Below are 18,756 nucleotides of genomic sequence, written 5' to 3' on the forward strand. Positions count from 1 at the left end.
GAAGTTATAGGCGTGCAGAGGGATTTTGCACGCTTTCACTGTTACAAAATAAAGAGGCAAATATGAGCATTACTGCTGCACAAGTAAAAGAACTTCGAGAACTATCTGGCGCTGGTATGATGGACTGTAAAGCCGCCCTAGCAGAGACCAATGGTGATATGGAAGCTGCTGTTGATTGGCTTCGTAAAAAAGGAATAGCTAAAGCAGATAAAAAGGCTGGTCGTACAGCAGCTGAGGGATTAATCGGAGTCGTATCAAAAGATTCACATGCAGTTTTGGTTGAGATTAATTCTGAAACAGATTTTGTTGCACGCAATGATGGATTCCAAGACATCGTGCGTAAAGTAGCAACTGCTGCCTTAGATACGTCAGGGGATGTTGAATCTGTTTCTGTTTCTCTTTATCCAGGTTCTGAGAAGACTGTAGAGCTTACAATTAAAGATGCAATTGGTACAATTGGCGAAAATATAACATTTCGTCGTTCCGCTAAATTGTCCGTTGAGAATGGTGTTGTTGCGACTTATATACACAATAGTGTGGCTGATGGGCTTGGAAAACTTGGTGTTTTGGTTGCGATTGAAACAACAGGAAATAAAGAGGCTGCTCTTGCTTTTGGTCGGCAGGTCGCGATGCATATTGCGGCAACCAATCCATTAGCACTTACAGCACAAGATGTTGATGCTGCTGCTGTTGAGCGAGAAAAAGCAATTTTTTCAGATCAAGCGCGTCAGTCTGGAAAACCTGAAAATATCATTGAAAAAATGGTAGAAGGGCGTATGCGTAAGTTTTTTGAAGAGGTTGTTTTGCTTTCTCAAGCTTTTGTTATGAATCCTGATATAACTGTTGAGGCTGCTTTAAAGGATGCTGAGAAATCAATAGGTGCTCCAGCAAAAATTATAGGCTTTATTCGTTTTGCATTAGGTGAAGGTGTGGAAAAAGAGGAGTCTGATTTTGCAGCAGAGGTTGCTGCTGCTGTAAAAGGCTAGTTATTGCAAACTCTTGATCAGAGATTTAAAGTCATATCATTGGTTGTAGAATCTCTGAGGGGAAAAATGTAATTGTTGAGAGGGCGTCACGTGAAAAAAGTGGTGCCCTTCGTGATGTCAAAAGCAAAAAGTAAATGGGCTTTTGGGGAGATTATTAATGGCATTAGCACTTCCGTATAAACGTATTCTTTTAAAGGCTTCTGGTGAAGCTCTTATGGGAGGGCAGAATTTTGGCATTGATGTTTCTGTTGTAGACCGTATTGCCGCTGATATTGCAGAAGTGCGCACAATGGGGATAGAAGTTGCGGTTGTTATCGGTGGGGGAAATATTTTTCGTGGCGTTGCTGTTGCTTCGCATGGTGGGGACCGAGTGACAGGTGATCATATGGGAATGCTTGCAACTGCTATTAACTCTTTAGCATTGCGAACATCTTTGACAAAATTAGGGGTTGAAACTGTTGTACTCTCTGCGATTGCTATGCCACAAATTTGTGAAAGTTTCTCGCAACGTAAAGCAATAGCTTATATGAATCAGGGAAAAGTTGTTATTTTTGCAGGTGGTACAGGAAATCCATTTTTTACCACTGATTCTGCTGCTACTTTACGTGCAGCAGAAATTGGTGCGGATGTCCTTCTTAAAGGAACACAAGTTGATGGTATTTATTCAGCAGATCCAAAAATAGACCCTACGGCTAAGCGTTTTGACCAATTAACACATGTTGAAGTTTTGCAATGGGGATTATCTGTTATGGATTCAACGGCGGTCACTTTAGCACGTGAGAACAATGTACCGATTATTGTGTACTCCATTCATGAAAAAGGCGGTTTGGCTAAGGTCTTGAATGGAACAGGACGCTTTACAATAGTATCGGAATAAGGGTAAGCTTCAAAGGACAATTGAAGGAGACAGAAATATGAATGTTACATCAATTATGGATGATCTGAAACGTCGCATGGATGGTGCCATTACGGCTTTTAAACATGAGTTAGGTGGTTTGCGGACTGGACGTGCATCGGCCAGTTTATTAGAACCGTTGACCGTTGAATCTTATGGTTCTGTTGTTCATATAAATCAGGTTGCTAATATTTCTGTTCCTGAACCTCGCATGCTTTCTGTTTCTGTATGGGATAAAACGATGGTCGGAGCTGTAGAGCGCGCTATTCGCGATTCTGGTCTTGGTTTAAATCCCATAACTGATGGTACGAATTTACGTATTCCTTTGCCTGAGTTGAATGAAGAGCGCCGTAAAGAACTTGTAAAAATTGCGCATCACTATGCAGAGCAAGCGCGTGTTGCTACACGTCATGTTCGTCGGGATGGTCTGGACAATTTGAAAAAGTTAGAAAAAGATGGTGAAATTGGACAAGATGAAGCCCATAGTTTGTCTGAAAAAGTTCAAAAACTCACAGATGAAACTATTGCTGATATTGATAAAATTTTAGTCGTAAAAGAATCTGAGATTATGCACGTTTAAGACGATTTTGTCGCTAGAAAAAGGATGTTATACTCCCAGCCTGTAAATTGTTTCTAGGGATAATTGTAGGGCGTGGTGTGCTCTGTGGTAGCAAGGTGTGATGCAGGAAGGTATTCTATCATTTTGATATGGGAGAGACTGATTTGAAAGGGCAGATGTTTTTATTTTTTAGTCTGCGTGATAAATCATGCCCTTTGCTGGGAGACACTATTTAACAGCATGGTGCCGTTTTTTAGTTGAGCACGTCTTTGTTAAAATGCATAATGAAAGCATTATTAGAAATTATTCAAATATTCTAAGATGAAGGTTGGGGAAAGAATATAATGCAAAAAACAAGCCTAACCTTTCTCTTATTTCTCATTATAAAACATGTGAGTATAATTGATCAAGCAGATGTTATGTGGCGTAATTCGTTTTTTAATGACGAATAGTTGATAGAAAAGTGTTTTTATACGAAACCTATATTAGTTAATTTGTATGGGGCAGAGGTAACTGCTTTTTCATTTTATATTTGAGAAAATATTAAAAAAAATATTTTATAATTTTGACGGAGATTTTTGAAGCTGTTTTCATTGATTATTAGTTTCATAAGCGCTATCTTAGTAGACTGAATTATTTATGATAAATTATAAGAGAAATTATACAGGTATGAGATAAAAATACTGCGTAGGGGAGTTTTTCTTGCGTTAATTTTAGAGCTTGTATTTTCTATTTTTATTGTTTGGATGTTGTTTTGTCTAATTTGGTTTATCGTATTCTGACAGCTTTTGTTTTTGGCATTATTGCGTTGTATCTAACATGGTTGGGAGGAAACTTCTTTTTTTTATTTGTATGGTGTATTGGCGGTTTTGTTCTTTATGAGTGGATGAGTATTACTAAAGAGAAATGGTGTATTTTACAAAAAATATTAGCAAGTATCTTTTATTTAATCTTTGGCTTTTTTTTAGTGTTGAGTGTATCTGCTTCATTGATTTTTTGTGTTTTAATCGTTTTAGCTACAGTATTAGCTATTATATCTATAAAAAAGAGTGGTTGGGTTTTTTGTGGTTTTTTATATGCATCTTTTCCTGTTGTTGCTTTATGCTTTCTACGGGATCATGAAATGTTGGGGTTCCAAGTTGTTATTTTCTTATTTACGATAGTGTGGGGAACAGATATTGGTGGTTATTTTATCGGACGTGCATTAGGGGGCCCTAAATTAGCACCACAATTTTCTCCTAATAAAACATGGTCAGGAGCACTTGGTGGTACATTTATCGGAGTTTTCGGTGGTATATGGGTTGCTTTTGGATTTTTTGATATAAATTTAGCCAGTTTTTTTGTGCCACTCCTTACACTTGTTTTGTCAATTGTTTCACAATTGAGTGATTTAGGGCAATCATGGCTCAAAAGACGGTTTTCTGTTAAAGATTCTAGTTCTTTATTGCCTGGACATGGTGGTTTTATGGATCGTATAGATGGATTGGTAGGGGCAGCTTTTCTTCTTTATTTAATTGGTTCATTTATGTCTGATATGGATGCGCCTTTTAATCTTTTTAGTATGATCTAATTGGGAGAAGATAGTTTGGAACTTTTAAATCATATCGTCACTATGGGTGATTTTCTTTTAAGAAGTTTGAGTATTCTTTTCATCATTATGATTATCATTTTTGTGCACGAATTTGGGCACTATCTCATTGGTCGGTGGTGTGGTATTAAGGCGTTAATTTTTTCGCTTGGATTTGGACCAGAAATAGCGAGTTATACAGATAAGCATGGCACGAAGTGGCGTTTAGCACTTATCCCCTTAGGAGGTTATGTAAAATTTGTTGGGGATGAGGAAAAAATCGATACGGAATCATCCCAATCATCTCTGATTGTTGATGGTTCATTTGCTAGTGCGCATGCTTGGAAAAAAGCAGCAACTGTTTTTGCCGGTCCTTTCTTCAATGCCCTTTTTACTGTTGTTATTCTAACATTTTTTTTCTTTATCTATGGTCGTGTAGCCATTGAGCCCGTTGTTGGTTCTTTGGTAAAAGATAGCCCTGCTCTTCAATCCGGTTTGGAATTAGGTGATCGTTTTGTTGAAATGGATGGGCGACGGGTTGAAAGCTTTGAAGATTTGATGAATTATGTAGCTTTTCACGGAAGAGAACCCATAGAGTTTAAAATAGAACGCATGGGGCGATTCTTTACAACGATGATTACCCCGAAAGTCGTTGAGCGAGATGATGGATTTGGTAATCGAACACGAAGTGCTATGATAGGTGTAGGTGTTCCTGTTGATTTAAATAATCCTGCACGTTTAGATCCAACTTATATAAAACATATTCGCTATGGTTTTGTAACAGCTGTAAGAAAAGCGTCAGACCGTACTGTGTTTATCGCCACTCAAACCGTTCTTTTTATGAGTCGTTTAATAGGAGGCAAAGAGGATCGTTGTCGGCTAAGTGGACCTTCTAAAACCGTTAAAATTGCTTGGAAAGTGAGCGAGACAGGTTTTATCTCTTTATTGAATTTAGCAGCTTTTCTTTCAATAAGTGTTGGGCTTATTAACCTTTTTCCGATTCTACCGCTTGACGGTGGGCATCTTTTATTGCATGTCATTGAGGTCATTACTGGGAGGAAAATATCTGCTAAAATTCAGGGAATCGTTTTTCGTTTAGGTTTTTCCATTCTTTTCCTTTTTATGATCTTTGTCTTTTTTAATGATTATTTTTGTTGGTTTAGCTAATTAAATTATGGAAAACGCTTTATAAATTAAGTAATAATAGCAAAAACAAATTGAAGGTTGTTTACCATGTCTACAAAATGTTGTGGCATTGTACATTATAATGAGTAATTAAGGAATGAAAAGTCTCGCTGTAAAAAGGTTGTTATGGCAGTTAGCTTTTTAAGGCATCATGTCTAAGGAACGAGAGTAAGGTAAAAAAGCCAATGACTACGAATTCAAAGTTTTTAAATGCAGCATCTGTATTGGTGTTAAAGATGGGGATGATTGCCCCAGCAACGGTTTTTATGTCAATTGCTGCGGTCGGAGAAATACAAGCGTCTGTAGTCCGCTCTATTGAGGTTCGTGGGAATAAGTTTGTAAGTTCTCAGGCGATTCGAGACAATATGGGGATTAAGGTTGGGCAAGGTGTTTCCAGTGGTGATGTTGATAGTGCTGTGAAGAACCTTTTCGAATTGGGTTTATTTTATGATGTTAAAATAAATCCGGTGGGTGATAAATTGGTTGTATTCGTAAAAGAATATGAGGTTGTCAATCAAATATTGTTTCAAGGAAATAAATCTTTTAAAGACCCAGATCTTAAGCGGTTTATTTCTTTAAAACCGAATGAGCCTTTTAATTCTGCGAAGCTTTCTGCTGATATAAATACAATTCGTGAGGCTTATAAAACTCTTGGTCGTAATAATATCACTGTTAACGTTCAAACGATTAACCTTGGAAAAGGGCGGGTTAATGTGGTATTTAATGTCGTTGAAGGGAAAAAAACAAAGATTGGTGATATCACTTTTAAGGGCAATAGTGTCTTTGGAAGTCGCCGTTTGCGTGATGTGATTTCAACAAAAACTTCAGGAATTTTTTCGAAGTTGTTGGGAGGTGATGTTTACAGTGAAGAGCGCCTCGCTGTTGATGAAGAAGCTTTACGTCGCTTTTATTATAACCGTGGTTATGCAGATTTTCGTGTAGTCTCTTCTAAAGCAACTTTTGATGCAGCAAGCAATACGTATAAAATTTCTTTCGTTCTTGATGAGGGTGCACTCTATAAAATTAGCGATATTCAGGTTGAAAGTGATGTTGATGGAATTGACGTTCAATCTGTGAAAAGGATACTTAAAACCCAGCCAGGTAATGTTTATAGTGCAGAAGATATTGAACAGTCTGTTGCAACTATTAATAACAAAGTTGCTGATTCGGGATATGCTTTTGCTAAAGTTGAACCGCGGGGAAATCGTAATTTAGCAAATCATACAATTTCAATTTTATATAATATTGAACAGGGTACACGTGCTTATATTCAACGTATTGATATACGTGGCAATGAGAAAACGCGTGATTACGTCATTCGCCGTGAGATTGATTTAAACGAAGGAGATGCTTACAATCAAACTTTATTACAGCGGGCAAAACGTCGTCTAGAAAGTTTAGGTTTCTTCAAAGCCGTTAATATTTCAATGGTTCCTACAGATCAATCTGACCAAGTTGTTTTGGTAATAGATGTCGTTGAAGCTTCAACAGGAGATCTCTCTCTTTCTGGAGGGTATACAACAGGGGGAACAAGTCCTGGTATGTCACTTGAAGTTTCTGTTACTGAACGTAATCTTGGGGGACGTGGTCAATATGTTCGTTTAGGATTAGGTGCGGGGCAAGAAAAATCTCGTAATTATAATTTATCATTTGTTGATCCTTATTTCTTAGGGTATCGTTTATCTGCTGGCGTTGATGTTTTTCGTAGTACTTATCGTGCTGATAAAGCCTATGATGTACGGCAGACAGGTGGGTCGCTGCGGTTTTCGTTACCTATTAATAATCAATTATCTGCTAATGTAGCTTATTCTTATGTGCAGGAAGAATATGATTTTGGCGGAGAGTATGATTTTGACAAAGAGAGTGACATAATAGAATTATATGGGAAATATTCTGGTGCGATTGTTCAAGCTGCAAAACACAGCCCTTGGAAACGTTCATCAATTAGTTATGGTTTCACCTATAATACGATTGATGATGTGAGATCCCCTCATGATGGGTGGTACGTGCATCTGCTTCAGGAATATGCAGGGCTTGGTGGGAGTGCAAAGTTCTTGAAGACCACGGGTAAGGCGATGATGTACAAGACTCTTTCTGACCAGAAGGATATCGTTGGTTTGCTTTCCTTTGGGGGTGGTTATATCCACGGAATGGGCCGAGATGGTGTTCGTATTTTCGATATGTTTAAAGTAAATTCTGATATGATTCGAGGGTTCAAATATAATGGAATAGGTCCGCGTCAGGTTTCCAGTAAGGGTGAGGTTTATTTCTTGGGGGGAACGACATATATGAATGCGACTGCTGAAGTACAGTTCCCTATCCCTGTCGTGCCTGAAGGATTTGGGTTGCGCGGTGCTTTATTTGCGGATATTGCCACGCTTTATGGCAATAATTATAAAGCCGTTTTTAAGGGTGAACCGTCTGTTACCAATACAAAAAGTGCTTGGCGTTCATCTGCAGGTGTGAGTTTGATGTGGGATTCTCCGTTTGGTCCTTTGCGTTTTGATTATGCTTGGCCAATAACGAAGCAGGAAGGTGATCGTTTGCAACAATTGAACTTTGGTATTTCTACGAAGTTCTGATTTGAGCGATTTTAAGAAGGAAAAACTTGAAGAGAATAGCTTAAGCTGGGAGAGAAAGTGTTTTGATGGCGGATACATTTTTTTTTACGCCGTCCCGACGATTGACAGTTGCAAATGCTGCTGAGTTGACGGGTGCAAAGCTTCTTAATCCAGAGTTTTCTCATAAAGTTATCAATACTCTTTCTTCACTTGAGAGTGCTGTGGAAGGTTCGCTTGTTTTTGTAGAGCATCGGAAGTTTTCTGATGCTTTACTGGACAGTTCTGCTGTTGCTGTTTTGTGTACGAATGAGATTGTTTTTAAAGTTCCCGAGACTATGGCAATTTTGGTGACATCCACACCACAGCGTGACTTTGCTCAGATTGGTCGTATTTTGTTTCCAGATTCTGTCAAGCCAATGCCTTGGTTGGGGCAGAAGGGGATTTCATCGCATGCGCATATTCATCCAACGGCTAAGTTGGCACATGATGTGTGTATTGAAGCGGGAGCTGTTATTGGTAAAAATGTTGAGATTGGAGCAGGAACTCTTATTTCATCCACAGCTGTTATCGGTGAAAATTGCCGTATTGGATGTGACTGCTATATTGCTCCTAAGGTAACAGTTCAGTGTTCTATAATAGGTGATAAGGTTCAGCTTTATCCTGGTGTTTGCATTGGGCAAGATGGTTTTGGTTATGTTGGGGGCGTTTCTGGAATCGAGAAAATTCCACAGCTTGGTCGCGTTATTATTGAGGATGGTGTAGAAGTTGGTGCGAACACGACAATTGATCGTGGGACATTTCAAGATACTGTTATTGGTGAAGGAAGCAAGATTGATAATCTTGTACAAATTGCCCACAATGTAAAAATTGGCCGCTATTGTCTTATTGCCGCTCAATGTGGCATTGCGGGAAGTACATCTATAGGGGATATGTCTCAGCTTGGCGGAAGTGTGGGAGTAGCTGATCACATCATAATAGGTAAATCTGTTCAGATTGCTGCTCGTAGTGGTGTTATGAATGACATTCCGGATGGCGAAAAATGGGGAGGTAGTCCAGCGCGACCATTTAAACAATGGTTTCGTGAAGTAGCGGCCTTGCGCAGTATGGGAAAAGTTAAAAAGGAGAAACGCTGATATGATCAGCAGTGAAAAAACTAAAAACTTAGAGACTGTCGATATTGAAAAACTATTATCAATATTACCGCACCGTTATCCATTTTTATTAATTGATCGTATAATTGATATTGATGGTGAACAAGAAGCGATTGGTATTAAAAATATAACGATTAACGAGCCACATTTTATGGGACATTTTCCCTCAAAGCCTGTTATGCCTGGAGTTTTGATTTTAGAAGCTATGGCACAAACGGCAGGAGCAATAGCGCTTTTAAATTTAGGCAATAAGCAAACAAATTTAGTTTACCTTATGACGGTTGATAATGCGAAATTTCGTAAGCCGGTTATGCCTGGTGATCAGCTCAAGATTCATGTTCAGCTTTTGAAAAAAAGATCTGGTATGAGACGTTTTTCATGTGTTGCAAAAGTAGAAGATGTCCGTGTCGCTGAAGCAGAAATTGCTGCGATGATTGTCGAAGAAGAATAAACGATATTTGATGGGAATTTAAAAATGTCCGGTACGAAAATCCATCCAACTGCTCTTGTGGAGAAGGGAGCGCAGCTTGGTGAGAATGTACGCGTTGGACCATTTTGCCATATTAGTTCAGAGGCTGTTATTGGTGATGAATGTAGTTTGACAAGTCATGTTGTAATAATGGGAAAGACAACGTTAGGAGCCAAGAGTAAAGTATTTTCTCATGCCGTTTTGGGGGCAGATCCGCAAAATAATAAACATAAAGGAGGGGCTACAACTCTTTTTATTGGTAAGAATTGTACGATTCGTGAAGGTGTAACAATGCATAGGGGCTCCGATTCGAGTGTAGGAATGACAGTTGTTGGTGATAATTGCCAATTTTTTTGTTATGCGCATATCGCTCACGATTGTTATGTAGGCAATCATGTAACATTTGCCAATAACGCAATGATTGCTGGTCATGTTACTATTGGTGATTATGTGATTATTGGTGGTGGTGCTGCTGTTCATCAATTTGTTCGTGTTGGACATCATGCATTTATCGGCGGCGTATCTGCACTGGTTGGTGATCTGATACCTTATGGAACAGCTGTTGGTGTGCAGGCAAAACTTGCTGGACTCAATATTATTGGTATGAAGCGTGCAGGACTTGAGCGTCAAGATATTCATGCACTCCGTCATGCGGTTGCTATGCTTTTTGATCATAGCAAACCATTTAAAGAGCGTGTCAGTGATGTTGCTTCTTTCTATTCTTCTTCTCAGTCTGTTTCTGAAGTTGTTAATTTTATTAAAGAAGAAGGAAAGCGTTTTTATTGTACACCAAAATTTGAAGGTGTTAGAATAAAAGAACATAAGGATTAAAAATGCCTATTTGGGGAGCCAGAAGTTTTCTTTCCGGCCGTACTGCTATTATAGCAGGAAATGGTGTTCTACCGATTACTGTTGCGCAGACTCTTGAGAAGAATGGAGAAAATCCTTTTCTTGTGCTTTTGCATGGTGAGGCAGATTCTGTTCTTTATCGCTATGAGCATTGCGAGCTATCAATTGTAGAGTTAGCACGACTCGTTAAAATTTTAAAAGAGGCTGGTGTATATAATGTTGTTTTGGCAGGTGGTGTGAAAAAGCGTCCACTTCTTAAACAATTGCGACTGGACTGGACAACATTTTTAGCTCTTCCTAATTTAATCGGAGCTTTGAAGAGGGGAGACGATGCGTTATTAAAAGCTTTTATACGGGTTATTGAAGCACACGGTTTTTGTGTTATCGGTGCTCACGAAATAGTCCCAGATCTTTTAGCTCCCATAGAATTTAATTTAACAGTACGGCGCGCTACTCCAAAAGAGAAAAAAGATATTTTTTTAGCAGTAGAAGCAGCAAAGCTTTTAGGTCAATTAGATATCGGGCAAGCCGTTGTCGTTGTTCAAGGAAGGGTGGTTGCTCTAGAGGGCGCTGAGGGAACTGATAATATGTTGTGGCGTATTTGTGAAATGCGAGAAAGAGGGCAAATTCCCCTTAAAGGTGGCATTCTTGTAAAATGCGCAAAACCACAACAGGATAATCGCGTTGATTTGCCATCAATTGGGCCCGCGACAATAATGAATATTGCAAAGAGTGGTTTATCTGGTGTTGCGGTGGAGGCAAATAGAAGTCTAATATTATCGGTGAAAACAACAATAGAAAAAGCCAACAAATATTCTTTATTTATAGAGACATTTGAAAAGTTTGGTCATGAATAATTGTTTCTTAAAGATTGCAGTGGTTTCAGGTGAGGAATCTGGTGATTTACTTGGGGCCGATCTAATTTCTTGTTTATTACAACAGATAGGATGCAATATTCATTTGATTGGTGTTGGGGGGAGCCATTTAAAGGCATTAGGCTTAAAAAGCTTTTTTGATTCCCATGATATTGCTTTAATAGGTTTAAAGGAGGTGTTGAAAAAACTACCATTGTTGTTGCTACATATTCGCAATTTATCCAAATTTATTGCACAAGAACAACCTGATTGTTTAATTATTATTGATAGTCCTGATTTCACGCATCGTATTGCAAAAAAGGTACGTGCTTTAGCGCCTTCTATTCCTATCATTAAATATATTGCACCAACCGTTTGGGCATGGAGGCCAGAGCGTGCAAAAGCTATGTGTGGATTTGTTGATCATGTTTTAGCGGTTTTTCCTTTTGAAGAAAAGATTATGCAAGATTTGGGAGGCCCTGCCACGACTTATGTTGGACATCGTCTTTTGACATATCCTCCCCTTTTGAGAATTCAGTCAGAAAAAAAAAGCCAATTAGAACAAAGAAATTTGATCGATACACAAACATTATCGCCTACATTAGTTATTTTGCCAGGATCACGCAATTCAGAAATTCGTTCCTTAATGCCTATTTTTCGAGAAACAGTAGAGATTCTTGTACAACATATTCCTCATTTACGTATTATTTTACCAACCTTACCTCATTTGGTAGATAGAATCCGGGACTTTGTGCAGGGCTGGAAAAGCAAGATAGAAATTGTAGTTGGTGAAGATGAAAAATGGCGTGCTTTTGCACAAGCAGATGTTGCTCTTGCTGCACATGGAACTGTTTCACTTGAATTAGCCTTAGCAAAAGTTCCTATGGTTCTTTGCTATAAACTTGATTTCTTTTCTAAATTATTTATTTTTCCTAAAATGATGTTATGGAGTGCTGCTCTTCCAAATATTATTGCTGATAAGCCTATTGTTTCGGAATATTTGAATGAATTAATCCGTCCTGGCATGTTAGCAAGACAGGTAGAACAACTTTTGGCTAATCCTTTATTGCGACAGGCACAACTTGATTCCTTTGAGATGGTAGAACAGAAAATGAAAACTGAAGTACCATCGGGGGTTGTTGGCGCACAAACAATTATCACTATTTTAAAAAGCAGGAATAAAATTGTATAAATAAAGCAATATTTTAATGATTAATATTTAATTTTAGCAAGAAAATTACAAGCACGTTGGCTTTTAGGATTGGTAAAAAATTCTTCAGAGGCTGCATCTTCAACAATTTTTCCATTTTCTAGAAAGAGTATTCTTTCTGAGACTTTACGTGCGAAGCCCATTTCATGGGTAACACAAAGCATTGTGATCCCTGTATCGGCCAATCGAGCCATCACTTCCAAAACTTCTCTCACACTTTCTGGATCAAGAGCAGAGGTTGGTTCATCAAAAAGCATGACTTCAGGTTCCATACAAAGTGCACGGGCAATCGCAACACGTTGTTGTTGCCCACCAGAAAGTTGTAAAGGATATTTTTCACAGTGTTTTTCAATACCAACATGTGTTAAGTAACGAATTGCCCGTTCTTTTGCTTGTTGTTTGGAAAGTCCCTGAACTGTCATAGGTGCTAAAATACAATTTTGTATAACGCTCATGTGGGGAAATAAATTAAAGTTCTGAAAGACCATTCCTATCTTACGAAGAACATTTTTTTGCTGTTGTATAGGTGCAGTATGGATATCAACGTTATGGATACAGATTGAACCTTTTTGTGCTTGTTCTAATTGATTAATACAACGAATTAACGTTGATTTTCCTGATCCGGATGGTCCACAAATAACGATATGTTCACCAGCTTGAACATTAAAGTTGATATCATGTAGGACCTGAAAGTTTCCATACCATTTATTTAGATTTCGAATAGAGATCACTGGTTTTTTACTGGGAGAGATCGATTTATTATTTTTCAAATTCATCTTATTTTATTCTTTCATTGATGAAGAACTTGATTAATTCAACATTTTGGTTTGGTAAAGTTTTTTATGATCATTTTATTTACCGTAAATATCGAGTGAGGCGCTGCTCGATAAAAACAATAAAACGATGAATGAGTTCAACGATAAAGAGATAGATAAGAGCAGCCCAAACGTAAACTTGAAAATCGAAAGTCCGTGAATAAGCGAGTTTAGCAACCCCCATTAAATCATAAACAGTAATAAGTGAGGCAACAGCACTGGATTTAATCATTAAAATCAACTCATTTCCTAGGGGGCGTAATGCTACAATCATTGCTTGTGGAAGAATAACTCTAAAAAATGTGACAGAGTTGCTTAAACCTAAAGCTTTTGATGCTTCGCGTTGTCCAGTTGTTACGGATAGAAAACTTCCTTTAAAGATCTCAGATTGATAGGCAGCAGAATTGAGTGTAAAAATAAAAAGACAACAATACCACGCGTTTTGAAAAAACCACCATAGCCCCACTTGTTGCCAAAAACTGTTCATTGAACCAAGCCCATAATAAAAAAGAAAGAGTTGAGCTAATAAAGGAGAGCCACGGAAAAAATAGACATAAGCATTTGCAAAATATTGTAAAAATGTATTCTCTGATAGACGTGCAAAAGCGATAAGCATACCAAGAAAAAGTCCTAGAGAACAAGAAATAGAAACAAGTTCAACAGTAACAATAAAGCCATTAATAAATTTTGGTCCATAATGACTTAAAAGATCAGGATTAAAAAGAAAATAAAGCCACTCAGGAATCATTGACCTAGCACCTTTTTATAGCCTATTTGAGTGTATGTTTCCAAATAGCGTAAGATTGCAGTAAAAACCGCTGAAAATAACAAATAGAGTAAGCATGCTACAAAATAAAATAGCATGGGTTTATTGGTAGCAGCGACAGCTAGATTCGTTTGTCGCATGAGGTCAACAAGCGCGATGGTAGAAACAAGGGATGTATCTTTCAGTAAAGTAAGCCAATTATTAGAAAGTCCTGGCAAGGCATTTCGGATGAGCTGAGGGAAGACAATACGAAAAAATGTGGTTGACCGTGAAAGCCCTAAAGCTTTAGCTGCTTCATATTGACCTTTATCAAAAATATTAAATGCTCCAAGCCAAACTTCACAAGAAAAAGCTGCAAGAACCATACTAAGGGCAAGAACACCAGCAACAAAAGCATTGATACTGAACATGATTTCAAAACTAAAATAGTCAAATAAATTTTGAATAAGGCTTTGTAATCCGTAGTAAACTAAAAACAAAGTTAAAAGCTCTGGTAGCCCACGAAATATCGTTGAAAAGAGGCGTGCCATAGCTTTGGCCATCTTAATATTGGATCGAATCATCACTGCATTGAGAAGTCCTAGAGGAAATCCTAGAAGTCCACAACATAATGCCAATGACAAAGTCATTCCTGCACTGGAAAGTATAACTGCTCCCCATCCACCATTGCTAAATGATAGCAATGCTAAATTTTCAATCATTCTTGTATTCCTCATGAAAGAGTTAGATAATATTTTTTAGCAATAACCAACGGGTTTTATTAAATATCATATTGATATTTAATAAACATCACTTGTAAAATATTTTCTCATAATTTTTTCATAAGTTCCATCCAAACGGATTTCTTTTATTGCTTCATTGAACTTATTTTTAAGATCATTATTATTTTGACGGACTGCAATTGCAACAGGAAATCTTGTTTCTTCTAGAGTTCCCAAGAGGAGACAACAATCTTTTCCTTCATTTTTAAGCCAATTTAATGCTTGTAATTTATCAACAATAATCACATCAAGTCGATGATTTAAAAGATCACGATTCACTTCTATTGTGGAAGGATAGAGTTTTATTTTCACCTCTTCAGAGGCAAAATGATCTTCTGCATAGAAAGCTTGTGTTGTATTTGATTGCACACCAAGATTTTTACCTCTAAAGTCTTTTGTCGAGATTTCTTTAATTCCCGAAGCTTTGGTAACAATAACAGCCAGTGCTGTATCGTAGTAAGGATCTGTAAAGTCAATTTTTTGTAAACGCTCTTGTGTGAGAGAGAGGGAAGCGATGATAGCATCATATTTTTTTGCAATAAGTCCAGGGATCATTCCCTCGAAGTCTTGTGTAACAATAGTACAATCAACATTCATTTTTTTACAGAGTGCATAAGATATATCAATATCAAGTCCCTGCAATTTATTATTTGAGTCAATATAACTGAAGGGAGGATAGGTGCCTTCACTCGCAATTTTTAATGTTTTCGCATCAGCCAATTGGGTGAATAGTGCGGCGCTTATTATAAGAGCTCCTGCTAATAGTTTCATGATGTTCTCCTATTGGATAAGCGGGCAATATGAAATCATTATGTTTTTATAATCCGTAAGCTTTTTGGGAGCAATTCAAAAATTTATTGATGTTTATTTTAGATCATTATGTTGGGCATTATTGATAAAAAAAGAATAAATATCTTATTGCTTGTATGATAGCTTAATTTTCACGAAATTTTTGATTTGAATCATTTCATGAGTAAAAACTGAGGATTTTTCTTGAAAATAAGGCTATTAAATTTGAACATAAAAAAATTAGATTTTAATACGATAAAAATACAACCTTATTGTTGTCATTAGATTCTACAAAATGTTTAGCTCTCAAGGAGCAATTAAAGTTATTTTGATAAATGTAAATTTTCTTATAAAAATGCCGAATTTCTAATTATACCTGCATGTCCAATAAAGATTTAAAAAATACTCCTTAAATATACAGATTGAGTTTTAATTCATAGTACTATCTAATTGATATCGAAAGTAAAATATTTTCTCATAATTTTCTCATAGGTTCCATCGGCGCGGATTTCTTCTATTGCTTTATTAAAACTGTTTTTAAGATCATTATTATTTTGACGGAGTGCAATTGCAATAGGAAAATTTGTTTCTTTTAGAGTTCCCAAGAGGAGACAGCAGTCTTTTCCTTCATTTTCAAGCCAATTTAATGCTTTTAATTTATCAAAGATGATGATATCAAGCCGATGGCTTAAAAGATCACGATTAACTTCTGTTGCTGTAGGATAAAGTTTGATATTAACTCCTTCAGAGGCATAATGATCTTCCGCATATGCAGCTTGTGTTGTATTTGATTGTACACCAAGGTTTTTACCTCTAAAGGCTTGTGTTGAGATTTCTTTAATTTCCGAATTTTTGGTAACGATAACAGCGAGTGCTGTGTTGTAGTAAGGATCTGTAAAATCAATTTTTTGTAAGCGCTCTTTTGTAGGAGAAAGGGAAGAAACGATAGCATCATATTTTTTGGCAAGAAGACCGGGAATCATCCCTTCAAAGTCTTGTGTGACAATAGTACATTCAACATTCATTTTTTTACAAAGCGCATAAGATATATCAATATCAAACCCTTGCAGTTTGTTATTTGAGTCAATATAACTAAATGGCGGATAAGAAGCATCGCTTGCAATTTTCAGCGTTTGAGAATTGGCCGATAGGGTAAACAGTGTCGCGCTTATTATAAGAGCTCCTGCTAATAATTTCATTATGTTCTCCTATTAGATAAGCTGGCAAATATGAAACCATCATGAATTTTTATAATCTGTAAGCTCTTTTGGAGCAATGTAAAAAATTTATCTGTGTTCATTTTGCTATCATTATGCTGAATATCATTATAAAAAAAATAATTTCTTTTTATCAAGTATGGGAATAAAAAACACAGGAAAGAAGGTCACCTCTTATTGATTATAGGGTGATTTTTAATAATTTTATTTAAAAATCAATAATTTATCTTTAAAAGAAAAACTATTAACTTAAATACAAAGAAAATTTCAGCTTTTAACAGGACAAAATGTAAAGTGTTTTTATTCTAACTAGAGAAGCACTTAATGTAAGCTTTTTGCAATTTTATCTGAAGAAGATAGAAAGAAAAATTCTGACATTGCTAGATTTTAATATGTAATAAGGCTTTTAAACATGGGGGAATAATAGGGAATACATTTCCATTAAAGATAATAAGGATTATAAGGTAAAATTTTCAATTTCTTTTTGCTAAATGTTTGGCTAATTCGCAGAAGAGTATTCTCAATTTCTTTACAGAGCTAAAACTTAGAATTTTTTAGTAAATTTTTATGATGATGTTATCTCTGTAGAAAGAGTTTTAAAATCACGTTTTATAAAAATTCTTAAAGGATGTTTTTTGATTACTCTCAATAAAGCTTCAGTAAATTGAAGCTTTATTGATTTCTTTTTTTAATTTGCACGTTCATCTATAGGAACATAGTCACGCATAGCATAGCCTGTGTAGAGTTGTCGAGGACGACCAATTTTTTGTGCAGGGTCTTCAATCATTTCTTTCCATTGTGCCACCCACCCGACACTGCGCGCCAATGCAAAAAGGACAGTAAACATTTCAGTTGGAAAACCTAGAGCTTTTAATGTAATGCCGGAATAGAAATCAACATTGGGATAAAGCTTTTTCTCAATAAAATATTCATCACTTAAGGCAATTTTTTCAAGCTCTATTGCAATATCAAGAAGAGGGTCATCTTGAATGTTGAGTTCTTTTAAAACTTCATGACAGGTTTTTTGCATGATTTTTGCACGTGGATCATAATTTTTATAGACACGGTGCCCAAAGCCCATAAGGCGGAAAGGATCATTTTTATCTTTTGCACGTGCAATAAATTCAGGAATTCTTTTAATAGAACCTATTTCTTGTAGCATTTTTAGGCATGCTTCATTGGCACCACCATGTGCTGGTCCCCAAAGGCATGCAACACCTGCTGCAATACAGGCAAACGGATTAGCACCTGAGGATCCAGCAAGACGTACCGTAGATGTAGAAGCATTTTGTTCATGATCTGCATGAAGGGTAAAGATTTGATCCATCGCCCGAGCAAGCACAGGGTTTGTTTTATATTCTTCACAAGGAACAGCAAAGCACATATGGAGGAAATTTGCAGCATAACTAAGATCATTACGTGGATAAACAAATGCTTGTCCAATACTGTATTTATAGGCCATAGCAGCAAGCGTTGGAACTTTTGAGATAAGACGAACAGAAGCAATCATTCTCTGGTGAGGATCTGTAATATCAATAGAGTCGTGATAGAACGCAGACATAGCGCCAAGGCAGGCAACCATGACGGCCATAGGATGAGAATCACGACGGAAGCCATGGAAGAAGCGTGCAAATTGTTCGTGGACCATGGTATGCTGCATAATACATCGATCAAATTCATTTTTTTCTTGCTGTGTTGGGAGTTCACCATAAAGTAAAAGATAACAACTTTCGAGAAAGTCTCCTTTTTCAGCCAATTGATCAATAGGATAACCACGATAAAGCAATATGCCTTTATCACCATCGATATAAGTAATTTTTGATTCACAAGAAGCTGTTGAAGTAAAACCAGGATCATAAGTAAAAATATCGGTTTTTTTATAGAGAGAAGCAATTTCAATGACTTCAGGTCCACTCGTGCCTTTACGCAAGGGAAGCTCTACTTTTTTATCATTCACAATAATATATGCGTTATTCTCAGACATTCGGTATTCCTTTCAGATCCTTCACTTCTAAAAATTAAGACTCTGCTTCATCAGAGTGGGGGATGTATAACTGAAGCTTTTCTTACTTATTTAAGGGTAGATTGCCTCTAAAAGTGAGTACATGCAATCTAAAAATAT

General features: G+C 36.9%; 17 protein-coding genes. 11 read left to right on the forward strand and 6 right to left on the reverse strand.

All coding sequences use genetic code 11. The annotated features are described in order from the left end of the window. The first annotated feature begins 62 nt into the window (after positions 1 to 62). From tsf to lpxB, 11 genes are all read left to right on the forward strand, one after another. Positions 63 to 986 carry a translation elongation factor Ts gene (gene tsf / locus ACFIJW_RS00535; protein ID WP_375632772.1) on the forward strand — a complete coding sequence of 308 codons (924 nt, stop codon included), beginning with the start codon at positions 63 to 65 and terminating at the stop codon, positions 984 to 986. A gap of 157 nt (positions 987 to 1,143) precedes the next feature. After that, positions 1,144 to 1,863, forward strand: coding sequence for a UMP kinase (gene pyrH / locus ACFIJW_RS00540; protein WP_273790666.1), 720 nt, complete (start codon positions 1,144 to 1,146; stop codon positions 1,861 to 1,863). Positions 1,864 to 1,900: 37 nt separating this feature from the next. Then, positions 1,901 to 2,461: a ribosome recycling factor gene (frr, locus tag ACFIJW_RS00545; protein ID WP_375632774.1), complete on the forward strand. Its 561-nt coding sequence runs from the start codon at positions 1,901 to 1,903 to the stop codon at positions 2,459 to 2,461. Between the two features lie 733 nt (positions 2,462 to 3,194). Next, a complete protein-coding gene (locus ACFIJW_RS00550; protein ID WP_375632776.1) occupies positions 3,195 to 4,010 on the forward strand; it encodes a phosphatidate cytidylyltransferase in 816 nt (271 codons plus the stop codon). A gap of 15 nt (positions 4,011 to 4,025) precedes the next feature. Beyond that, positions 4,026 to 5,174 (forward strand): RIP metalloprotease, encoded by a 1,149-nt coding sequence (locus tag ACFIJW_RS00555; RefSeq protein WP_375632778.1) that lies wholly within the window; start codon positions 4,026 to 4,028, stop codon positions 5,172 to 5,174. A gap of 203 nt (positions 5,175 to 5,377) precedes the next feature. Beyond that, positions 5,378 to 7,774, forward strand: a complete 2,397-nt coding sequence (gene bamA, locus ACFIJW_RS00560; RefSeq protein ID WP_375632780.1) for an outer membrane protein assembly factor BamA — start codon at positions 5,378 to 5,380, stop codon at positions 7,772 to 7,774. Positions 7,775 to 7,839: 65 nt separating this feature from the next. Next, positions 7,840 to 8,886 carry a UDP-3-O-(3-hydroxymyristoyl)glucosamine N-acyltransferase gene (gene lpxD / locus ACFIJW_RS00565; RefSeq protein WP_375612127.1) on the forward strand — a complete coding sequence of 349 codons (1,047 nt, stop codon included), beginning with the start codon at positions 7,840 to 7,842 and terminating at the stop codon, positions 8,884 to 8,886. A 1-nt stretch (position 8,887) separates the two neighbouring features. Then, positions 8,888 to 9,355, forward strand: a complete 468-nt coding sequence (gene fabZ / locus ACFIJW_RS00570) for a 3-hydroxyacyl-ACP dehydratase FabZ (protein ID WP_375618367.1) — start codon at positions 8,888 to 8,890, stop codon at positions 9,353 to 9,355. Positions 9,356 to 9,379: 24 nt separating this feature from the next. Next, the gene (gene lpxA / locus ACFIJW_RS00575; protein ID WP_375609506.1) at positions 9,380 to 10,204 is read left to right on the forward strand and encodes an acyl-ACP--UDP-N-acetylglucosamine O-acyltransferase; all 825 of its coding nucleotides are present in this window, start codon (positions 9,380 to 9,382) and stop codon (positions 10,202 to 10,204) included. Positions 10,205 to 10,206: 2 nt separating this feature from the next. Beyond that, a complete protein-coding gene (locus ACFIJW_RS00580) occupies positions 10,207 to 11,079 on the forward strand; it encodes an LpxI family protein (protein ID WP_375632782.1) in 873 nt (290 codons plus the stop codon). Further along, positions 11,072 to 12,268 carry a lipid-A-disaccharide synthase gene (gene lpxB / locus ACFIJW_RS00585; RefSeq protein WP_375632784.1) on the forward strand — a complete coding sequence of 399 codons (1,197 nt, stop codon included), beginning with the start codon at positions 11,072 to 11,074 and terminating at the stop codon, positions 12,266 to 12,268. The genes ACFIJW_RS00580 and lpxB overlap by 8 nt, the downstream gene beginning before the upstream one ends. 20 nt (positions 12,269 to 12,288) lie before the next feature. Here the strand turns inward: lpxB and ACFIJW_RS00590 are convergent, their stop codons facing one another. The 6 genes from ACFIJW_RS00590 to gltA form a co-directional block, all read right to left on the reverse strand. Beyond that, the gene (locus ACFIJW_RS00590; RefSeq protein WP_375632786.1) at positions 12,289 to 13,062 is read right to left on the reverse strand and encodes an amino acid ABC transporter ATP-binding protein; all 774 of its coding nucleotides are present in this window, start codon (positions 13,060 to 13,062) and stop codon (positions 12,289 to 12,291) included. A gap of 79 nt (positions 13,063 to 13,141) precedes the next feature. Next, positions 13,142 to 13,849 (reverse strand): ABC transporter permease, encoded by a 708-nt coding sequence (locus tag ACFIJW_RS00595; protein ID WP_375632788.1) that lies wholly within the window; start codon positions 13,847 to 13,849, stop codon positions 13,142 to 13,144. Beyond that, the gene (locus ACFIJW_RS00600) at positions 13,846 to 14,568 is read right to left on the reverse strand and encodes an ABC transporter permease (RefSeq protein ID WP_375632790.1); all 723 of its coding nucleotides are present in this window, start codon (positions 14,566 to 14,568) and stop codon (positions 13,846 to 13,848) included. Before ACFIJW_RS00600 ends, ACFIJW_RS00595 begins: the two co-directional genes overlap by 4 nt. Before the next feature lie 78 nt (positions 14,569 to 14,646). Next, on the reverse strand, positions 14,647 to 15,399 hold the full coding sequence (locus ACFIJW_RS00605; RefSeq protein ID WP_375632791.1) for a transporter substrate-binding domain-containing protein: 753 nt from the start codon (positions 15,397 to 15,399) through the stop codon (positions 14,647 to 14,649). Positions 15,400 to 15,863: 464 nt separating this feature from the next. After that, positions 15,864 to 16,616, reverse strand: coding sequence for a transporter substrate-binding domain-containing protein (locus tag ACFIJW_RS00610; protein ID WP_375618360.1), 753 nt, complete (start codon positions 16,614 to 16,616; stop codon positions 15,864 to 15,866). A gap of 706 nt (positions 16,617 to 17,322) precedes the next feature. Then, a complete protein-coding gene (gene gltA, locus ACFIJW_RS00615) occupies positions 17,323 to 18,618 on the reverse strand; it encodes a citrate synthase (protein WP_375618359.1) in 1,296 nt (431 codons plus the stop codon). Positions 18,619 to 18,756: the final 138 nt, after the last annotated feature.

It is taken from the genome of Bartonella sp. MM97QHHN (genome assembly GCF_042194285.1).
In the GTDB taxonomy this organism is placed as follows: Bacteria; Pseudomonadota; Alphaproteobacteria; order Rhizobiales; family Rhizobiaceae; genus Bartonella.